The 16,455-nt window shown below is 74.0% G+C and carries 20 protein-coding genes; 10 read left to right on the forward strand and 10 right to left on the reverse strand.

Annotated features, from left to right (window positions below):
- Positions 1 to 5: 5 nt before the first annotated feature.
- The 9 genes from FN207_RS07050 to FN207_RS07090 all read right to left on the reverse strand — a co-directional run bounded on the left by FN207_RS07050 (position 6) and on the right by FN207_RS07090 (position 6,702).
- On the reverse strand, positions 6 to 758 hold the full coding sequence (locus FN207_RS07050) for a hypothetical protein (protein WP_142457604.1): 753 nt from the start codon (positions 756 to 758) through the stop codon (positions 6 to 8).
- Positions 755 to 1,099 (reverse strand): hypothetical protein, encoded by a 345-nt coding sequence (locus FN207_RS07055; RefSeq protein ID WP_142457605.1) that lies wholly within the window; start codon positions 1,097 to 1,099, stop codon positions 755 to 757. The genes FN207_RS07050 and FN207_RS07055 overlap by 4 nt, the downstream gene beginning before the upstream one ends.
- A 155-nt stretch (positions 1,100 to 1,254) precedes the next feature.
- Entirely contained in the window at positions 1,255 to 2,355 is a 1,101-nt protein-coding gene (locus FN207_RS07060; protein WP_246065838.1) for a sigma-70 family RNA polymerase sigma factor, read from the reverse strand.
- Positions 2,356 to 2,471: 116 nt separating this feature from the next.
- The gene (locus FN207_RS07065; RefSeq protein WP_246065839.1) at positions 2,472 to 2,888 is read right to left on the reverse strand and encodes a hypothetical protein; all 417 of its coding nucleotides are present in this window, start codon (positions 2,886 to 2,888) and stop codon (positions 2,472 to 2,474) included.
- Positions 2,889 to 3,088: 200 nt separating this feature from the next.
- The gene (gene csrA / locus FN207_RS27500; protein ID WP_281282132.1) at positions 3,089 to 3,406 is read right to left on the reverse strand and encodes a carbon storage regulator CsrA; all 318 of its coding nucleotides are present in this window, start codon (positions 3,404 to 3,406) and stop codon (positions 3,089 to 3,091) included.
- Between the two features lie 83 nt (positions 3,407 to 3,489).
- On the reverse strand, positions 3,490 to 3,894 hold the full coding sequence (fliW, locus tag FN207_RS07075; protein ID WP_142457606.1) for a flagellar assembly protein FliW: 405 nt from the start codon (positions 3,892 to 3,894) through the stop codon (positions 3,490 to 3,492).
- Entirely contained in the window at positions 3,891 to 4,787 is an 897-nt protein-coding gene (flgL, locus tag FN207_RS07080) for a flagellar hook-associated protein FlgL (RefSeq protein WP_142458129.1), read from the reverse strand. Before flgL ends, fliW begins: the two co-directional genes overlap by 4 nt.
- Before the next feature lie 5 nt (positions 4,788 to 4,792).
- Entirely contained in the window at positions 4,793 to 6,211 is a 1,419-nt protein-coding gene (gene flgK / locus FN207_RS07085) for a flagellar hook-associated protein FlgK (protein WP_142457607.1), read from the reverse strand.
- A complete protein-coding gene (locus FN207_RS07090; RefSeq protein WP_246065840.1) occupies positions 6,208 to 6,702 on the reverse strand; it encodes a flagellar protein FlgN in 495 nt (164 codons plus the stop codon). The genes flgK and FN207_RS07090 overlap by 4 nt, the downstream gene beginning before the upstream one ends.
- A gap of 185 nt (positions 6,703 to 6,887) precedes the next feature.
- On the opposite strand from FN207_RS07090, the gene FN207_RS07095 reads away from it, so the two are divergent.
- Together FN207_RS07095 and FN207_RS07100 are read left to right on the forward strand one after the other, a co-directional pair.
- Positions 6,888 to 7,841, forward strand: a complete 954-nt coding sequence (locus tag FN207_RS07095) for a sigma-70 family RNA polymerase sigma factor (protein WP_246065841.1) — start codon at positions 6,888 to 6,890, stop codon at positions 7,839 to 7,841.
- Positions 7,842 to 7,867: 26 nt separating this feature from the next.
- Positions 7,868 to 8,845, forward strand: a complete 978-nt coding sequence (locus FN207_RS07100) for a hypothetical protein (RefSeq protein WP_142457609.1) — start codon at positions 7,868 to 7,870, stop codon at positions 8,843 to 8,845.
- Positions 8,846 to 8,914: 69 nt separating this feature from the next.
- Here FN207_RS07100 and FN207_RS07105 read toward each other — a convergent pair whose 3' ends face one another.
- Positions 8,915 to 9,991 (reverse strand): glycosyltransferase family protein, encoded by a 1,077-nt coding sequence (locus FN207_RS07105; RefSeq protein ID WP_142457610.1) that lies wholly within the window; start codon positions 9,989 to 9,991, stop codon positions 8,915 to 8,917.
- Between the two features lie 364 nt (positions 9,992 to 10,355).
- Between FN207_RS07105 and FN207_RS07110 the strand changes: the two genes are divergently transcribed.
- The 8 genes from FN207_RS07110 to fliF all read left to right on the forward strand — a co-directional run bounded on the left by FN207_RS07110 (position 10,356) and on the right by fliF (position 16,452).
- Positions 10,356 to 11,174 carry a flagellin N-terminal helical domain-containing protein gene (locus FN207_RS07110; RefSeq protein ID WP_142457611.1) on the forward strand — a complete coding sequence of 273 codons (819 nt, stop codon included), beginning with the start codon at positions 10,356 to 10,358 and terminating at the stop codon, positions 11,172 to 11,174.
- A 127-nt stretch (positions 11,175 to 11,301) separates the two neighbouring features.
- Positions 11,302 to 12,633, forward strand: coding sequence for a flagellar filament capping protein FliD (fliD, locus tag FN207_RS07115; RefSeq protein WP_142457612.1), 1,332 nt, complete (start codon positions 11,302 to 11,304; stop codon positions 12,631 to 12,633).
- A gap of 52 nt (positions 12,634 to 12,685) precedes the next feature.
- The gene (fliS, locus tag FN207_RS07120) at positions 12,686 to 13,084 is read left to right on the forward strand and encodes a flagellar export chaperone FliS (protein ID WP_142457613.1); all 399 of its coding nucleotides are present in this window, start codon (positions 12,686 to 12,688) and stop codon (positions 13,082 to 13,084) included.
- Positions 13,081 to 13,425 (forward strand): hypothetical protein, encoded by a 345-nt coding sequence (locus tag FN207_RS07125; protein ID WP_142457614.1) that lies wholly within the window; start codon positions 13,081 to 13,083, stop codon positions 13,423 to 13,425. The genes fliS and FN207_RS07125 overlap by 4 nt, the downstream gene beginning before the upstream one ends.
- A 349-nt stretch (positions 13,426 to 13,774) precedes the next feature.
- Positions 13,775 to 14,122 carry a flagellar basal body rod protein FlgB gene (gene flgB / locus FN207_RS07130; RefSeq protein ID WP_142457615.1) on the forward strand — a complete coding sequence of 116 codons (348 nt, stop codon included), beginning with the start codon at positions 13,775 to 13,777 and terminating at the stop codon, positions 14,120 to 14,122.
- Between the two features lies 1 nt (position 14,123).
- Positions 14,124 to 14,522, forward strand: a complete 399-nt coding sequence (gene flgC / locus FN207_RS07135) for a flagellar basal body rod protein FlgC (protein ID WP_142457616.1) — start codon at positions 14,124 to 14,126, stop codon at positions 14,520 to 14,522.
- A gap of 2 nt (positions 14,523 to 14,524) precedes the next feature.
- Complete coding sequence (gene fliE / locus FN207_RS07140; RefSeq protein WP_221888082.1) at positions 14,525 to 14,854, forward strand: flagellar hook-basal body complex protein FliE; 330 nt, start codon at positions 14,525 to 14,527, stop codon at positions 14,852 to 14,854.
- On the forward strand, positions 14,854 to 16,452 hold the full coding sequence (gene fliF, locus FN207_RS07145) for a flagellar basal-body MS-ring/collar protein FliF (protein ID WP_142457617.1): 1,599 nt from the start codon (positions 14,854 to 14,856) through the stop codon (positions 16,450 to 16,452). Before fliE ends, fliF begins: the two co-directional genes overlap by 1 nt.
- Positions 16,453 to 16,455 lie beyond the last annotated feature (3 nt).

The following is a 16,455-nucleotide window of genomic DNA, read 5'->3' on the forward strand; positions in this document are numbered from 1 at the left end:
TTCGTCTACAGCCAGCGGAGGGTGGGCAGCGCGGTCCAGGGCAGGCGCACGCAGGCCTCCCCGGTCTCGCCGAGCCGCGCGGACACCGCGGCCGAGGCGCAGGCCAGCGGCCGCAGCGGCGTGACGACGACGTGCGGCTCGCTCAGACGCAGCCCCGCCTCGGCGATCCGGCCGAGCAACTGCTCCGGCGCGGCCAGCGCGGCCGAGGCGAGCATCGGGGCGCCGGGGTGCGACCACAGCGCCACCGGTCCCTCGACCCGCAGCACTCCCCCGGCCTCGGCGGCGCGGGCGGTGGCGGCGGTCCGGGTGCGGGTCACGACGGCGGCGTCGGCCAGGTCCGAGGGCGTCCAGGCGACCGTGCGGTCCCCGCGGCGGACGACGACCCGCCAGCCGACCGCGGTCTGCGCCGGGCCGGTCCAGTCGAGGACGGCGACCCCGGTGCCGGCCGCGGCGGCGTCGCTGACCGGGCGGGCGGCGACGAAGGCGGTGAGCGCGGCGGCCACACCGTCCTCGGTGGGGGCCACGCCGGCGTCGGTCATGTCCTCGGCGAGGTCGTGCAGGGGCACGCGCACGCGGCGCTCGTCCTCGGCGAGGACCAGCACCGGACCGCGGGCGGGGTCGGCGAGCACGGCGGCGCGCAGCCGGCCGGTGGCCAGGCCCGGCAGCACGGCGTCGGCGGCGGCGCGGACGTCGTCGACGGCGACCGGCGCCGGGCGGAGCCGGTGCAGGAGACCGGACGAGGGGCGACCGCGTGTCACGGGCGGCGACCGCCCAGGGTCGCGCGCAGGGCGGCCGGCAGGGCGGCCAGGCCGAGGACGCTGTCGAGCTCCGCGGCCGAGAGCCGCACGGGCAGGACGTCGTCGGCCCAGCCGGTCACGCGGCGCACGCGGGCGGCGGGACCGGGCCACACCGCGTCGCGGGCGGCGGCGACGTGCAGCTCGGTCAGGACGTCGGCGAGGTGGACGGCGGCGACCGGGTGCACGCCGGGCTCCTCCACGGCGGCGCGGACGACCACGGCCAGCAGCTCGCGGTCCTCCTCCGACAACCAGTGCGGGAGCAGGACGGCGGCCTCCGGCCCCTCGGTGGGCACGATGCTCACCGGACACCTCCCCCCGTCGGCGCGGCCGGTCCCGGCTGCCCGGCGCCGGGAGCGGCGGGGCGGCGGGGACTCGCGGTCACGCCCTCGATATCGGCAGGTCCGCGCCCGGATGGACCCGTCGGCGCGGGACTGCTGCGTTCCGTTTTACCGGGACGTCACTCGGACAACTCGGCGAGCCGGTCCTTCAGCGCCCGCTCGACCCGGTCGGCGTGCACGTTCATGTTGCGCACCGACGTGCCGAGGTCGGCCGAGACCTGCGTCTTGGTCTGCCTGCCCCAGGTGGTCAGGTACCAGGTCGCCCACCCCAGGACGTTGGGCTGCGCGGCCCGCTGGCTGCGCGCGGCGGTCGGGTCCGGCGCGCAGGCGGCGGTCAGCGCGTGCGAGAGCAGCGTCTGGTCGGCCTCGTCCATGATCTGGTCGGGCGCCTCGTGCGAGTCCGGCAGCAGCACCTCGGTGGCGTCCGGGCCGCCGTCGAGCGACTGCAGGTTGCGCAGCCCGTTGAGGGTGGCGACGGTCTGCGAGTTGCGCCGCAGCGTGGCCACGCTCTGCCCCATGTAGGCGGCCAGCTCGCGCTCGGTGGGCCGGCGCTGGTGCTCGGCCTGGAACGCGGCGATCGCCTTCTGCTGCCGGTTCTCGGTGTCGGCGGCGGTGCGGCCGTGGGCGTTGCGGCCCAGGTCGTGCACCCACTTGGACAGCTGGGTGGCGAGGAAGGCGCCGAACGGGACGCCCTTGGTCTCGTCGTACTGGCCGACCGCCTTGAGGATCCACTCGGCGACCTGCTGACCGAGGTCGTCGGGGTCGGGCAGGTGCAGCCGGATCGTGCTCATGTTGCGCTGCAGCCGCTTGAGGCTCAGCGGCTGGTAGTGCCGGCACAGGTCCTCGAGGAAGGCCGGCGGCAGGTCGCGCGGCGCGCGGCGGCGGACGCCGGCCTCCGCGCGCAGGCCCACGGTGGTGCAGTCGCGGCCGGCGCACCAGGCGCGGATCCAGTCGGCGAGCACCTGGCCCTGGCCGCACGGGCCGTCGACCCGGTAGAGGCCCTCGCCCTCGTCGTGGCTGACGGTCACGCCGTCGGGCAGGTCGGCCCGGAACTCGGCCAGCGGGAGGTCGCGGTCGACGCGGAAGTGCACCCGGTCGCGCGCGGTGATCGGGACCCGCGCGAAGCCCTCGGCCTCGGGGATGCCCCCGAAGACCAGCGGTGCGCGGGTGCCGGCCTCGGCCGGCTGGTCGGACGGGGAGGACTGCACTGCGGAGGTCACGGGTGCTCCTGGTCGATCGCGGGGAAGGCGACGGCGCGGTGAAGCGCTGGAACGGCCCTCCTGCAGGGGCCCGCCCCGAGCGTCAGCGAGGGGTGGGGGGGCAGGAGGGTCCTTCGTCAGACGGCGGCGAGCAGGGACGCGGGCACGGCGACGTCGACGTCGCGGTCGAGGCCGGCCTGCAGGAGGACCTCGGCGGCGGCGCGCTCGGCGGCGGCGGGCTCGGCGGTGTAGACCGGCATGTGGTCGTACAGGACCGTGAAGAGGTCACTGACGAAGGTGTAGGCGGCCTGCGCCTGCGGGGAGAAGCGCGCGATCGCCTCGCGCGGCCCCAGTTCGACGCCGACGGTGACGCGGACGACGCGCTCGTCCTTGCCCAGGCCGGTGACCGAGAAGGCGACCGCGGGGTGCGCGGCGGCGAGCGCGGCCAGCTCGGCCAGGCAGCGCCGGGTCGACCCGCGACGCGGCCGCAGCTGGACGTGGACGACGACGGTCTCGTCGGCCTGCTGGGTCTGTGCCGTAACGCTGTGCTGCATCCTCATCGCCCCCTGTGTCGTGCTCGGGGGCAACTCTGGCGCATGAGCGGACGGTGACGGGCACACAACTCGCCGTGCCCTGTGCAATCTGAGCGGCGACCTTCGTCAGGTTCTGCCCGGAGGAGGGGCCGCCCAGGTCGGGCGGGTCCGCGCATCGGCGAGTGTTGCCGAGCCGCGGACCCGCCGTCGGTGGCGTGTCGTCAGCGCGCCGGCGCCTCCGGCGAGGCGGCCCGCTCGCCGGCCGCGGAGACACGCGGCGCGGGGGCACCCGGGGCGGGGGTCCCCGTGTCGGCCTGCGGCGCGAAGGCGGCGAGGGCGCCGAGCGTGTCGGCGGTGACCTGGGCCGCGAGCAGGTTGGCCTCGGCGATCTGGCGGTAGACCTCCTCGCGGTGGATGGTCACCTCGCGGGGGGCCTTGAAGCCGAGCCGGACGGTGCCGCCGCGGACCTCGACGACGTGCACCTCGATGTCGTCGCCGATGCGGATCGTCTCGCCGACGCTGCGGGTCAGTGTGAGCACGGGTACCCCTCCATGGGTGTGTGTACGGCCTCCGTGGCGTGCCCGCCGGAGCGGGCCAGGACGGCGGGCGCCGTCCTCTCCCCTTATCGGCGCAGTGGGCGCCGGATGGGATGACGGCTGTCGGGCAGGACGACCTGGGTGGCCCGCCACGTGGCCGGGTCCACCACGATCGGCGCGCGCAGGTTCGCCGTCGCGGCCGCCGGCCCCTCGGCCGGCACGGTGACCAGGCAGAAGAACTGGGCGCAGGCCGGGTCGTCCAGGCCGAGCTCGGCGAGCGCGGCCGCGGGCAGGACGGGGTCGTAGTCCGGGAAGTACCGGGCCGGGGCGATGGCCAGGAACCGCGGACCGTCGGCGTCCAGGGACTGCAGCCAGAACAGCAGGCCGTCGCCGTCGGCGGTGACGAGCACGTAGTCCCGGTACTCGGGGAAGCCGGGCAGCGGGGACACCATGCCCAGCAGCGGCAGGGTGACGACGGGGGCGAGCGTCACCGCAGGAAGTCCGCGAGCGAGGGCTGGATGACCTGGGCGGTCGCCTGCAACGCCGCCTGGTAGCCGGTCTGCTGGAACTGCAGCTGCATGATCGTCTTCGGCAGGTCGACGTCCTCGACGTTGGTCAGCTGCTTCTTCAGGGCCAGCGACCGGTCGGTGTTGACCTGCGCGGCGTTGTCGACGCGCGCGGCGCGGGCACCGACGGTCGAGGCGGCGGTGAGCAGCCGGTCGATGGCGGCGTCGAGGTCGGTGAGGTCGTCCTGCACCGAGACGCCGGCACCGACGTCGGCGGCGATCTTCCCGACGACGGTGAACAGGTCGCTGCCGGGCGGGCCGAAGGCCTCGGGCCCGGTGGTGTCGATGCGGACCTGCTCGTCGTTGGAGATCCGCCGCTTGATCGGGACGACGCCGGTGCCGTCGGCGCTGCCGACGCCGACCCAGGTGCCGTCGGCCTCGTAGGCCTTGGTCCCGCTGGTGGCACCGCCGAAGACGGGGCGGCCGTCGACGTTCTCGTTGGCCAGGCCGAGCAGGCTGTCGCGCAGCGCCGCCACCTCGGCGGAGATGGCGGTGCGGGCCTCGGTGGTCATGGCGCCGTCGTTGGCGGCCTGGACCGTCAGGTCCCGCACGCGGCGCACCTGCGCGACCATCGAGGTCAGCGCGGTGTCGGTCGTCTCCATCCAGCTCTGGGCGTCGGAGATGTTGCGCGCGTGCTGGGCCGTGGCGGCCTGGTCCTTGCGGATCTGCATCGACCGGTTGACGGCGGTCGGCGAGTCCGACGGCCGGCTGACCACCTTGCCCGAGGTGAGCTGCTCCTGGAGCTTGCCCAGCTCGGTGAGGTTGCGGTTGAGCCCCTGCAGGGCCGTCTGCGAGATCGCCTTCTGCGTGATGCGCATCCCGGTCACCGACCCACGATGCCGGTGCGGCTGATCAGGGTGTCCAGCGCCTGGTCGATCGCGCTCACCATGCGGGCGGCGGCGCTGTAGGCGTGCTGGAACGACATCATGTTCGTCATCTCCTCGTCGAGGCTGACACCGGAGACCGACTCGCGGTCGGCCTCGACCTGCCCGGACACCACCGACTGGACCTCGACGTTGCGCGAGGCGACCGAGGACTCGACGCCCAGGGCCACCACGAGCCGGCGGTAGCCCGCGTCGAGGCCGGCCGGGTCGAGGCTCAGCTGGAAGAAGGCGTCGGCGTTGTCGCCGTCGGCCGACGGCTTGCCGCCGGTCGCGCCCGGGGCGGTGCGCGCCGCCGCGACCTGCTGGGGGGTGAGCGCGCGGAGGGTCAGGTTCGCCGCGGTGACCGCGGTGCCGCCGGCGCCGTCGTCGAACAGCGCCTGGCCCTTCACGCCGTCGAGGTCGTAGCCGGAGGTGTGCGCCGTGTTGAACGTCGTGGCCACCGAGCGGGCGAACTCGTCGAGTTGCGTGCGGTAGCCCGGGACCGTCCGGGTCAGCGCGGTGAGCTGGCCCGCGGCGGTGCCGCCGGTGCGCAGCGTCGAGCCGCCGGGCTGGGTGACCAGCCGCGGGGCGTCGGAGCCGATGCCGTCGGGGTTGTCGCTGCCGGCCAGCCGGACGCCGGTCACGGTCGTGCCGGCCACGAGGCTGGTGCCGCCGACGGTCACGTCGACGACGCCGTCGGCCCGCGGGACGCCCGCGGCGCCGATGGTCTGCGACAGCTGCAGGACGAGCGCGTCGCGGCGGTCGGAGAGCTCGTTGACCGGGAGGCCGGACAGCGTCGCCTGGCGGATCGCCCCGTTGAGCTCGGCGACCGAGGCGGCGGCGGTGTTGACGTCGGAGACCAGCGCCTGCAGGCCGTCGCGGGTCTGGTCCCACTGCTGGTCCAGCGCCGCGCGGGTGGTGCGGATGCCGTCGGCGAGGACGTCGAGCCGCTCGAGGACCTGGCTGCGCGAGGCGAGCGTCAGCGGGCTGTCCGACAGGTCGGAGAAGCCGGCCCACACGTCGGAGAGCATGCTCTGCAGCCCGTTGTCGCTGGGCTCGCGGAACGCGTCCTCCACCTGCGACAGCGCGTCGGCCTCGGCGGTCAGCCGCGAGGTGGTGGCGGTCTCCAGCTGGGCCCGCGCCTCGAGGAAGGCGTCGCGGACGCGCTGCACCCTGTCGGAGTCCACGCCGCCGTCGACCGCGGTGCTGACCGAGTGGATCGCCGGGACAGCGGTGCCGCCCATGGCGGTCTGCTCGACGCGCTGGCGGGAGTAGCCGGCGGTGTTGACGTTGGCGATGTTCTGGCCGGTGACGTCGAGGCCGCGCTGGGCGGCCCACAGCGCCGTCGACGCCGTGTTCAGGCCACTGAAGGTGCTCACAGGGCTCCGTCCAGGGTGACGGCACGGGAGGACCCGTGCTCGGAACGGCCGGTGGCGCCGTAGGTGCCGGCCGAGGGCTGGCGCACCGACAGCAGCGCGTCGCCGATGGCGGCGAGGCCGCCCTCGATGAGCTCCCGGTTGGCGTCGGAGAGGCTGCGCAGGTCGGTGACGAGGACCAGCAGCGCCTCGTGGTGCTTGGCGAGCAGGTCGTTCCACGGCGGCGGCGCGGCGTCGGCCAGCTGCCGCAGCGACGGGTTGACCCCGGTGCCCAGCCGGACGGCGATCGCCTCGGTGGCGGCGGCGCGCTCGACCTCGAGGACGCGCAGCTGGTCGAGGACCACCTCGATCTCGTGCGCGATCCGGGCCAGCCAGCGCGTCTTGCCCGACAGGATCAGGTACTGCTTCTCCTCTGCCTTGAACAGCAGCAGGTCGAGCAGCTCCTGCTCGCGCCACAGCAGCGTCGACAGGTGCTGGAAGTCCACGTCCGCCACCGCCTCCCTCGTGTCCCGGCGGGGCACCCCGCCGTCCGCGCCGTCGCGGTCAGTGCCATCGCGGTCAGACGGTCGGCACCGGGCAAGCGGCCCTCAAGCCGAGTTCCCAGGATTGGCAGGAGTTGTGCGTCCCGGACGCCGGGGTCCCTGCCGAGTAAGGGACCGTGCCAGCAGCCCGCTCCCCGGTGACCGACCGCACGGTCCCCGCGCGCCCCGCTCCCCCGCAGCCCACCGCCGTGCGGTCCGAGGCCGTGCGCTCGGAGGCGGAGGTCGAGGCGATCGTCACCGAGCACCTCCCGCTCTGCTCCTTCGCCGTGAACGCGGTGGCCTCGCGGATCTCCCTGCCCGGCCACGTCAGCCGCGAGGACCTGCTGTCCTGCGCGAAGGTGGCGCTGGTCGAGGTGGCCCGCCGGTTCGACCCGTCGGCCGGCGCCACGTTCGCCACCTACGCCCTCCCCCGCCTGCAGGGCGCCGTCCTCGACGAGCTGCGCTCGGGTGACTGGGCCAGCCGCTCGGTGCGCGCGGCCGCCCGCCGCACCGACGCCGCGGCCGACGCGCTGACCATCCGGCTGGGCCGCCCGCCGACGCGCGAGGAGCTCGCCGAGAGCCTGGGCGTGCGCCGCGAGGAGCTCGACGCGCTGCAGGTCGACGTCCACCGCGCCGTCATGGTCAGCATCGACGCCGAGGCCGGCGGCGAGGGCGGCACGCTGGACCTGCCCGACCCCGGCGAGTCCCCGGAGCGGGCGGTGCTGCGCGGCGAGCGGGCGCGGTACCTGCAGGACGCCATCCGCGCGCTGCCCGACCGGCTCGACGAGGTCGTGGAGCGCAACTTCTTCGGCGGAGAGTCCCTCACCGACATCGCCGCCGACCTCGGCGTCACGCTCTCGCGCGTCTCGCAGATGCGCGCTCGCGCGCTGACGCTGCTGCACGCGGCGATGAGCGAGGTGTGGGAGGGCCGGTCGGTGCCCGCCGACGGCGGCGTGCGCGCCCGCAACCAGCAGCGGCTCTACGTCGAGCGGGTCACCGGCCGCGCACCGGCCGAGCGCCCCCTGTCGACCATCCCCGCGCCGCGGCCGGCACCCGCGCGCGCCACCACCCAGGCCACCGCGCTGCGGTACGGCGTCGCCCGCCCGGCCTGAGCCGCCGGCCGCCGAGAGGACCCCCGATGAGCATCAAGCACGCCAAGCGCGTGACCTTCGTCTGCCCGATCCAGCCGACCGGCGGGCCGGAGGCGATCCACCAGGCCAGCCAGGTCCTCAACCAGCAGGGGGTGCGCAGCGACATCCTCTACCTGGGCGAGGCCAACGTGACCATCGCCAACGGCCGGGTGACGACGACGCCGCCGGCGGACAACCCCTGCCTGCGGGTCTACGAGCAGTACGAGCCGCGGGTGTGCACCGGCGCGCTGCTGCGGCGCCACCACCTCTTCGTGCTCCCCGAGGTCTACGCCTCCAGCCACCGCGCCCTCGCCGGCGCGAGCGTCGCCGTCTGGTGGCTGTCGGTGGACAACGTGCACGTCACGCACAACCCGGTTGAGCTGCGCGCGCTCATGGCCGCCACCTCGCTGCGGCACTTCCACCAGAGCGAGTACGCCGCCGACTTCCTGCGCGGGCACGGCGTGCGCACCAGCATGCCGCTGTTCGACTACACGACGCCGGAGTTCACCTCCCACGAGCCGCAGGGCCCCGGCCCCGAGGCCGGCATCGCCTACAACCCGGTCAAGGGCGCCGACCTGTCCGCGGCCTTCTTCGCCGGCCACCCCGAGCACCGCGCGGTCCCCATCCAGGGGATGACCAAGGCGCAGATCGTCGACCTGCTGCGCCGGACGTCGGTCTACGTCGACTTCGGCCACCTGCCGGGCAAGGACCGGCTGCCGCGCGAGGCGGCCGTGAGCGGCTCGATCGTCTTCGTGCGCAGGGCCGGCGCGGGGCTGTTCGCCGAGGACTTCCCCGTCCCCGACTTCTTCCGCTTCGACGACGCCGACGTGCACTCCGGCGAGCTGGCCCGCCGCGTGGCCGCCGTGCAGGCCGACCCCGCCGGCTACTGGGACCAGCAGGAGACCTTCCGCCGGGCCGTCCGGGGCGAGCGCGACGAGCTGTACGCGCAGGTCCTGGCGCTGCGCGGCCGGCAGCAGGCGGCCTGACCGCACCTGCTCACGACGACAGAGGGGCGGAGCTCGTACGAGCTCCGCCCCTCTGTCGTCCGCGCGTCCTCAGGCGCCGATGCGGTCGGCCCGGGAGCGCACGTCGCGCGCCTTCTGCCAGGCCGAGAGCCACAGCTCGGCGGTGTGCTCGGTGAGGTGGCGGGCCAGGACCACCTCGCGCGCGGTGGCGGCCTGCTCGCGGCGCCAGTCGGGGTCCTCGACGGCGCGGGTGAGGGCGGTGGCCCAGTCGCGCGGGCGCTTGGCGCGGTACCCCAGACCGAGGCGCTCGTACTCGGGGCTGGGCGAGCGCACGGAGAACACGCCGCGCGCGGAGTACTCGAGCACCTTCAGCCAGCTCTTGCAGGCGTTGAAGGTGTCCAGGCGCAGCGGCGCGATGCCGACGTCGAACCGCTCGCCGAGGGCGGCCGCGTAGCCGTCGACGTCCATGACCCAGGGGATCTCGACCGGCGCGTCGGTCAGCCGGAGCAGCTCCTGGGCGTTGCCGGCCTGGCCCAGGATCGCCAGCCGGCTGCGACCGGCCGTGCGGTCGAGCGCCTGCTGCATGCCGGTGCCCATCTCCTGCAGGTCGTACGGGTGGCTGCCGACGGTGCCCGCCCAGCCGACGGTCACGACGTCGGGCTCGCGCTCGTAGGCCGGCGGCAGCTCGGCGGTGCGGCGCGGGATGGCGTTCGGGACGACCATGCCGCGCCCGCGGGGCGCGAACTGCAGGAGGTTGGGCGTGGAGCAGGTGAGGAAGTCCGCCTCGCGGGCGATCGCCTCGGCGATCCGCCCGACACCGCGGCGCACGAGGACCTCGTGGCCCTGGTGGCCCGGCGGCAGGGCGGTCAGGTGGTCGTCGATCTCGACGACGACGGCGACGCCCTGCGCCTGCAGCAGCCGCAGGCAGTCGAGCATCTCGCGGGTCTTGGGCAGCTGGAGGACGACGACGTCGGCGCCCTGGGCGTCGACCTCGCGGACCACCAGCGGCCCGTCCGGGTTCGCCGGGTCGGGGGCCATGACCGTCTTCAGGCCGCGCTGGACGGTCACCTCGACGTCCAGGCCGGCCTCCTGCACGGCCCGGGCCGGCTCGGCCATGCGGTGGTAGAGCGAGCCGGTGAACACGGTCGTGGTCAGCAGCACCTTCATGGGAGGGCACGTCCTCACCGCGCTCCACGGGAGCGCTGGGTCGCGGGGCCCGGCGGCGGGGCCGGCCGGGCGGGGGGACTGAGGGTCAGGGGCGTCCGGTTCCGGACGTCTCCCCCGGGCCGCTCCACGATCCCGGCGGCGTCGCGCCGCCGTCCCCCGCGCTCCCGGGACACGCCGCCGGGCGCCCCGCCCGTCACACCCGTCCGTCGCGCCCCGGTCCGGCTGCACCCCGGCCGGGGGACGCCGACGGAGAAAAGTGCCGCGTTCGCCTCAAGGTCGGGACCGGCCCGGCCGTAGACCCGTGTGCACGACCGCAGCACGGATGCAGCGGAAACCGAACGGCCCGATTCCAAGGAGGAACACCATGGGTCTGCGCGTCAACAACAACATCGCCGCGTTCAACGCCTACCGGAACCTGTCGACGACCGACGGGGCGATGAGCAAGTCCCTGGAGAAGCTCTCCAGCGGCCTGCGCATCAACCGCGCCGCCGACGACGCGGCCGGTCTGGCCATCTCCGAGGGCCTGCGCTCGCAGATCGGTGGCCTCAAGGTCGCCGTCCGCAACGCCCAGGACGGCATCTCGGTCGTCCAGACCGCTGAGGGCGCTCTCACCGAGACGCACTCGATCCTGCAGCGCATGCGCGACCTCGCGGTGCAGGCGGCCAACGACGGTGCCCTCAGCGACACCGACAAGGCCAAGGCCGATGCCGAGTTCTCGGCGCTGAAGGACGAGCTGGACGACATCGCCAGCAAGACCACCTTCAACGGCACCAACCTGCTCAGCGGCTCCTACTCGTCCAAGGCCTTCCAGGTCGGGTCGAACGCCGGCGAGACGCTCTCCGTGAGCATCTCGAGCATGCAGGCCTCGTCGCTCGGCGCCTCCGGCTCCATCGCGACGGCGTCGGGTGCCTCGGCCGCGATCAGCGCCATCGGCACCGCCATCGGCAAGGTCTCCGAGCAGCGCGCCGCGCTCGGTGCCGTGCAGAACCGCCTCGAGCACAAGATCAACAACCTGAACGCCACCGTCGAGAACCTGACCGCGTCGGAGAGCCGCATCCGCGACACCGACATGGCCCAGGAGATGGTGTCCTTCACCCGGTCGCAGATCCTGTCGCAGGCCGGCACGGCGATGCTGGCACAGGCGAACCAGAGTTCGCAGGGCGTCCTGCAGCTGCTGGGCTGACCTGGCTCGTAGCACCTAGCACCACCAGCACCACCCGGTGAGGGGGGAGGCCCAGGCCTCCCCCCTCACTGCACACCCGGGGGCTGTCACACCCGCCCCACCCGACCCCGCCCCAGGAGGCACGACGATGGCGAGCCTGAGCGTCGACGGCCTGGTCTCCGGCCTGGACACCACGAGCCTGATCTCCCAGCTCGTCGCCGCCGAGGGGACCGTCCAGACCCAGCTCAAGACCCGGCTGAGCGAGACGAAGGACGCCGCCGCGGCCTACCGCGGGATCAACACGAAGATCGACGCGCTGCGCTCGGCCGCGGAGAACCTCGGCAAGGACGCCACCTGGACCGCCGCGAAGGCGACCAGCTCGAGCACCGCCGTCGCCGTCGCCGTCACCGGCACGCCGCAGCCCGGCTCGGTCACCTTCACCGTCAACGAGGTCGCCACCGCCCACGCCCTGGTGGGCGGCACGACGCAGTCCTCGACCACGACGGCCGGCGCGTACGGCGACCTGACCGTCTACGGACCCGACGGCACCACCGTCAAGGGCACCATCGTCGTCGGCTCCGGCTCGCTCACCGACACCGCGGCCGCCATCAACAAGAGCGCCCTCGGCCTCAACGCCACCGTCCTGCAGACCTCGCCGGGCCAGTACACGCTGCAGGTCAGCGCCAAGGCCACCGGCAAGGACGCCGCCTTCTCGCTCAGCGGTGACTTCGACCCGCTGCGCCAGGGCACGGACGCCAAGATCACCCTCGGCGACGCGGCCTCGCCGCTGAGCGTCACCTCGAGCACCAACACCTTCACCGGCCTGATCCCCGGCGGCACGCTCACGGTCAGCGCGAAGAGCACGACCCCGGTGACCATCGACGTCCAGCCCGACCCCGACGCCGTCGCCGCCAAGGTGCAGGCCTTCGTCGACGCCGCCAACGCCGCGCTCACCGAGATCGAGCGGGAGTCCGCCAACGGCGCGGAGTCCACCGCCAGCCTGCGCGGCGACAGCAACCTGCGGCGGCTCACCGACCAGGTGCTCACGGCCGTGTCCGACGTCGTCGCGGGCCTCGGCTCCCCCGGCACCTTCGGCGTCCAGCTCACCCGCGACGGGAAGGTGTCCTTCACCAAGGACACCTTCCTGACCAAGCTGCAGGCCGACCCCGCCAAGGTGCGGGAGGTGTTCGCCGGCGTCTCCACCGACGGCGGCCCCGACGGCGTCGCCGCCCGCATGCAGGTGCTGGCCAAGCAGGTCACCGACTCCACGACCGGCTCGCTGACCCTGCTGGCCAAGGGCCGCGACGCCCTCGCGACCGACCTCGAGGGCCGGATCGCCGACTGGGACCTGCGCCTGGCCGCCCGCAAGGCCGCCCTGACCAAGCAGTTCACCGCGATGGAGACCGCGCTCAACTCGCTGCGGAACCAGTCCTCCTGGCTCTCCGGCCAGCTGGCCTCGCTGCCCTCGTCCTCCTCCTGATCCCGCACCTCCTGATCCGCCCGCTCCCCCGACCCCGATCCAGGAGCTCCCGATGACCGCCGCCTCCCTCCGCTCCCGCTACCTCGGCGACGCCGTGGCCACCGCCTCGCCGCAGCAGGTGCTGGTGATGCTCTACGACCGCCTCGCCCTCGACCTCGAGCGCGCGCAGACGGCACTGGCCGCGGGCCGCCGCAGCGACGCGCGCGAGCAGGTCCGCCACGCCCAGGAGATCGTCTTCGAGCTGCTCGGCAGCCTGCGGGTCGACGCCTGGGAGGGCGGCCCCCGCCTCGCCGCGCTCTACAACTGGCTGATCGCCGAGCTCAATCAGGCGATGGTCAAGCAGGACGCCGGCCGGATCGCCTCCTGCCTCAAGGTCGTCGAGCCGCTGCGCGACGCCTGGCGGCAGGCCGCCCTGAGCCTGGCGGCGGGCACCGCGGCGGGCACCGCATGACCGCGGCGCACTCCGCCGACGAGCAGCGCCGCGCGGAGTGGACCACCGTCCTCGAGGAGATGGAGGTCGAGGTCCTCGACGCCGAGCGCTCCATCCGCGGCAACCGCGCGGAGGAGATCGCCGCGTGGGGCCGGCGCATGGCCGACTGGACGCCGCCGTCGGTGCTGGGCCCGGTGCCCACGGACCTGCGCGAGCGGGCCGCGCGGCTGCTGCAGCACCAGCTCGCCGTCGCCGAGGAGCTCGTCGAGCGCATCACCCAGTCCCAGCGCCAACGCGACGTCGCCGCGCGCATGGCCTACCGCCCCCGCCCGGTGGCCGCCTTCATCGACAGGGCGCTGTAACCCGTTCGGCACATCTCGACAACGCACCGACCCGGCCGGGTCCGCCTCAGGGCGGGCCCGGCCGTCGTCGTCTCCAGGGAGAACCGGCCTCCCGCGCGCGGATGGCGGCTCGTGTGGCAGCACCGTCTCCACCGGCCCCGTCCGGCCCGTCCGCGCCATTCGTCACACCCGTCCCCGGTGTCACGCGGAGTGGTCAAGGTGTGACGGAGCGCTGCCGATGCCACCCCTGCACGGACAGCACAACCTCGCCACGGATCGGCGGCCCCTCCCCTGCGCTCGCGCGCGGGGGTCGACGACGTACCCGGAGGCCAGTCGTGCCCTGCCGTCCTGCCCGCCGGCGGTCCGCCCGATGATCAGCGACGTCACGATGACCACGCTGCACGCGGCGCTGTCCGGCCTGGCCCAGCGCCAGCGCGTCACCGCGGACAACATCGCCAACGTCCAGACCCCGGGCTTCCTCGCCGGCCGGACCGACTTCGAGTCCTCGCTGCGCACCGAGCTGCGCCAGGGGAGGACGCCCACGGTCTCCGGTGGCTCCATCGCCCGCTCCCTCGAGCCCACGCGTGAGGACGGCAACAACGTGAACCTCGACAGCGAGACGGTCATCGCGACCGAGACCGGCCTGCGCTACCAGTTCGCCCTCACCGCGCTCGACGGCAAGTACAGCGGCCTGCGCACGGCGCTGAGGACGTCCTGACGTGTTCGACAGCCTCGACATCTCCGGGTCCGGACTGTCGGTCCACCGCCGCTGGATGGACGCCGTCTCGGACAACATCGCCAACATCAACACGGTCAGCTCGACCGACGGCGAGGCGTTCAAGGAGCGCATGGTCGTCGCGCAGGCCGTGGACTACGGCTCCGGCGAGGGCGGCGTGCGCGTCGCTCGGGCCGAGTTCGGCAGCGGCGAGGGCCGGCTGGTGTACGAGCCCGACCACCCGCTGGCCGACTCCGAGGGCTACGTCCGCTACCCGGACATCGACCTCGGCGACCAGATGACCCAGCTGATCATGGCCCAGCGCGGCTACCAGGCGAACCTGGCGTCCCTGGAGCGGGCGACCACCGCCTACCAGGCCGCCCTCCAGCTCGGGAAGGGCTGAACGTGACCTCCCCCATCGGCGGCATCTCGATGCCCACCATCCCCGGTATCGGCGCGCTCGGCGGCATCTCCGACGTCGGCCAGGTTGCCCCCGCGGCCACGCCGGGCAGCGCGGACGGCTTCGCCGCGGCGCTGACCGGCGCGCTCGACGAGCTGGGGAGCCTGCAGTCCTCGAAGGACCAGCTCGCGGTGCAGGCCGCCACCGGCGACCTGCGCGACGTGCACGACTACATGATCGCCGCGCAGGAGGCCTCCGTGGCGACGGAGATGGTCGTGACCATCAAGAACAAGGCCGTTGAGGCCTTCACCGAGATCATGAGGATGCCGGTCTGATGCCTGCCGCACTGGCGGGGCCGCTGGCGAAGGTGCGCAGCACCCTCGCCACGATCAGCCTGGGCCAGAAGGTCGTCATCGGCCTCCTGGTCGCCGGGCTGGCGCTGGGCGGCTTCTTCTTCTACCGCTGGATCACGACGCCGACCATGGCGCCGCTGTTCTCCAACCTGGCCTCGGCCGACGCCTCGGCGATCGTCGACGAGCTCAACGCCTCCGGCACCGCCTACGAGCTGGCCGACGGCGGCCAGACGATCCTGGTCGCCAACGACGCCGTCTACGACCTGCGGCTGCAGATGAGCGGCAAGGGCCTGCCGGCCGGCTCCGACACCGGCTACGCGCTGCTCGACGAGCAGGGCATCACCACCAGCGAGTTCCAGCAGCAGGTGCAGTACCAGCGCGCCATCGAGGGCGAGCTGTCCAACACCCTCGAGGCGCTCGACGGCGTGCAGACCGCCGTCGTCCACGTCGCGCTGCCCGAGGACGAGGTGTTCGCCAGCGACGAGGGCGAGCCGACGGCGTCGGTCCTGCTGGACCTGACCCCGGGCACCCAGCTCGCCGGCGAGCAGATCCAGTCGATCACCAACCTGGTGTCCTCGAGCATCGAGGGGATGGACCCCGAGCAGGTCACCGTCTCCGACTCCACCGGCCAGCTGCTGTCGGCCGCCGGGCAGGGCGTGACGTCGGCCTCCGGTGACGCGCGCTCGCAGATGGAGACCGACTACGAGACCCGGCTGGCGGCCAACGCCCAGGCGATCCTCGACACCGTCCTCGGCCCCGGCAACGCGCGGGTCGCCGTCCGCGCCGACCTGGACATGTCCCAGCGCGACAGCACCGCGACGACCTACGGCTACACCGAGGGCACGCCCCCGGTGTCCGAGCAGACCTCGCGGGAGCAGTACACCGGCGACGGCACCGCCGTGGGCGGCGTGCTCGGCCCGGAGAACACCGCGGACGCCGCGAACGGCACCGGCGGCGGCACGTCGGACTACTCGACCGAGTCGTCGACGGCCAACAACGCCGTGGACCAGACGGTGACCAACACCGTCAGCGCGCCCGGCGAGGTCAACCGGCTCACCGTCGCCGTCGTCCTCAACGACACCGTCGCCGGCGGCCTCAACCAGGCCCAGGTGCAGGGCCTCATCGGCAACGCCGTCGGCCTGGACCCGGCGCGCGGCGACGGCATCAGCGTCGCCTCGCTGGCCTTCGACACCACGGCCGCCGACCAGGCCGCCGCGGAGATGACCGCGGCCCGCGAGGCCGAGCAGCAGGCGCAGATGTGGTCGCTGATCAAGAACGGCGCCATCGGCCTGGGCATCGCGCTGCTGGTCCTGGTCGTGTGGCTGCGCTCGCGCCGCCGCGACGACGACGACGAGGACGAGGACGACGAGCCGCTGGAGCTCGACGAGGGCCTGATCGCGGAGCTGGAGCGGCTGCGGGTGTCCAGCTCGCGCGACGACACCGCCGTCCTGGACAACCGGGCGCTGGAACTGGAGGCCGCGGAGCGGCAGCGGGTGCGGGGGGAGATCGCCACGATGGTCAGCGAACGTCCGGACGAGGTGGCGCAGATGCTGCGCGGCTGGCTGAGTGATGTGAAGTGACCG

Origin of the sequence: Geodermatophilus aquaeductus, assembly GCF_900182545.1 — a bacterium.
In the GTDB taxonomy this organism is placed as follows: domain Bacteria; phylum Actinomycetota; class Actinomycetes; order Mycobacteriales; family Geodermatophilaceae; genus Geodermatophilus; species Geodermatophilus aquaeductus.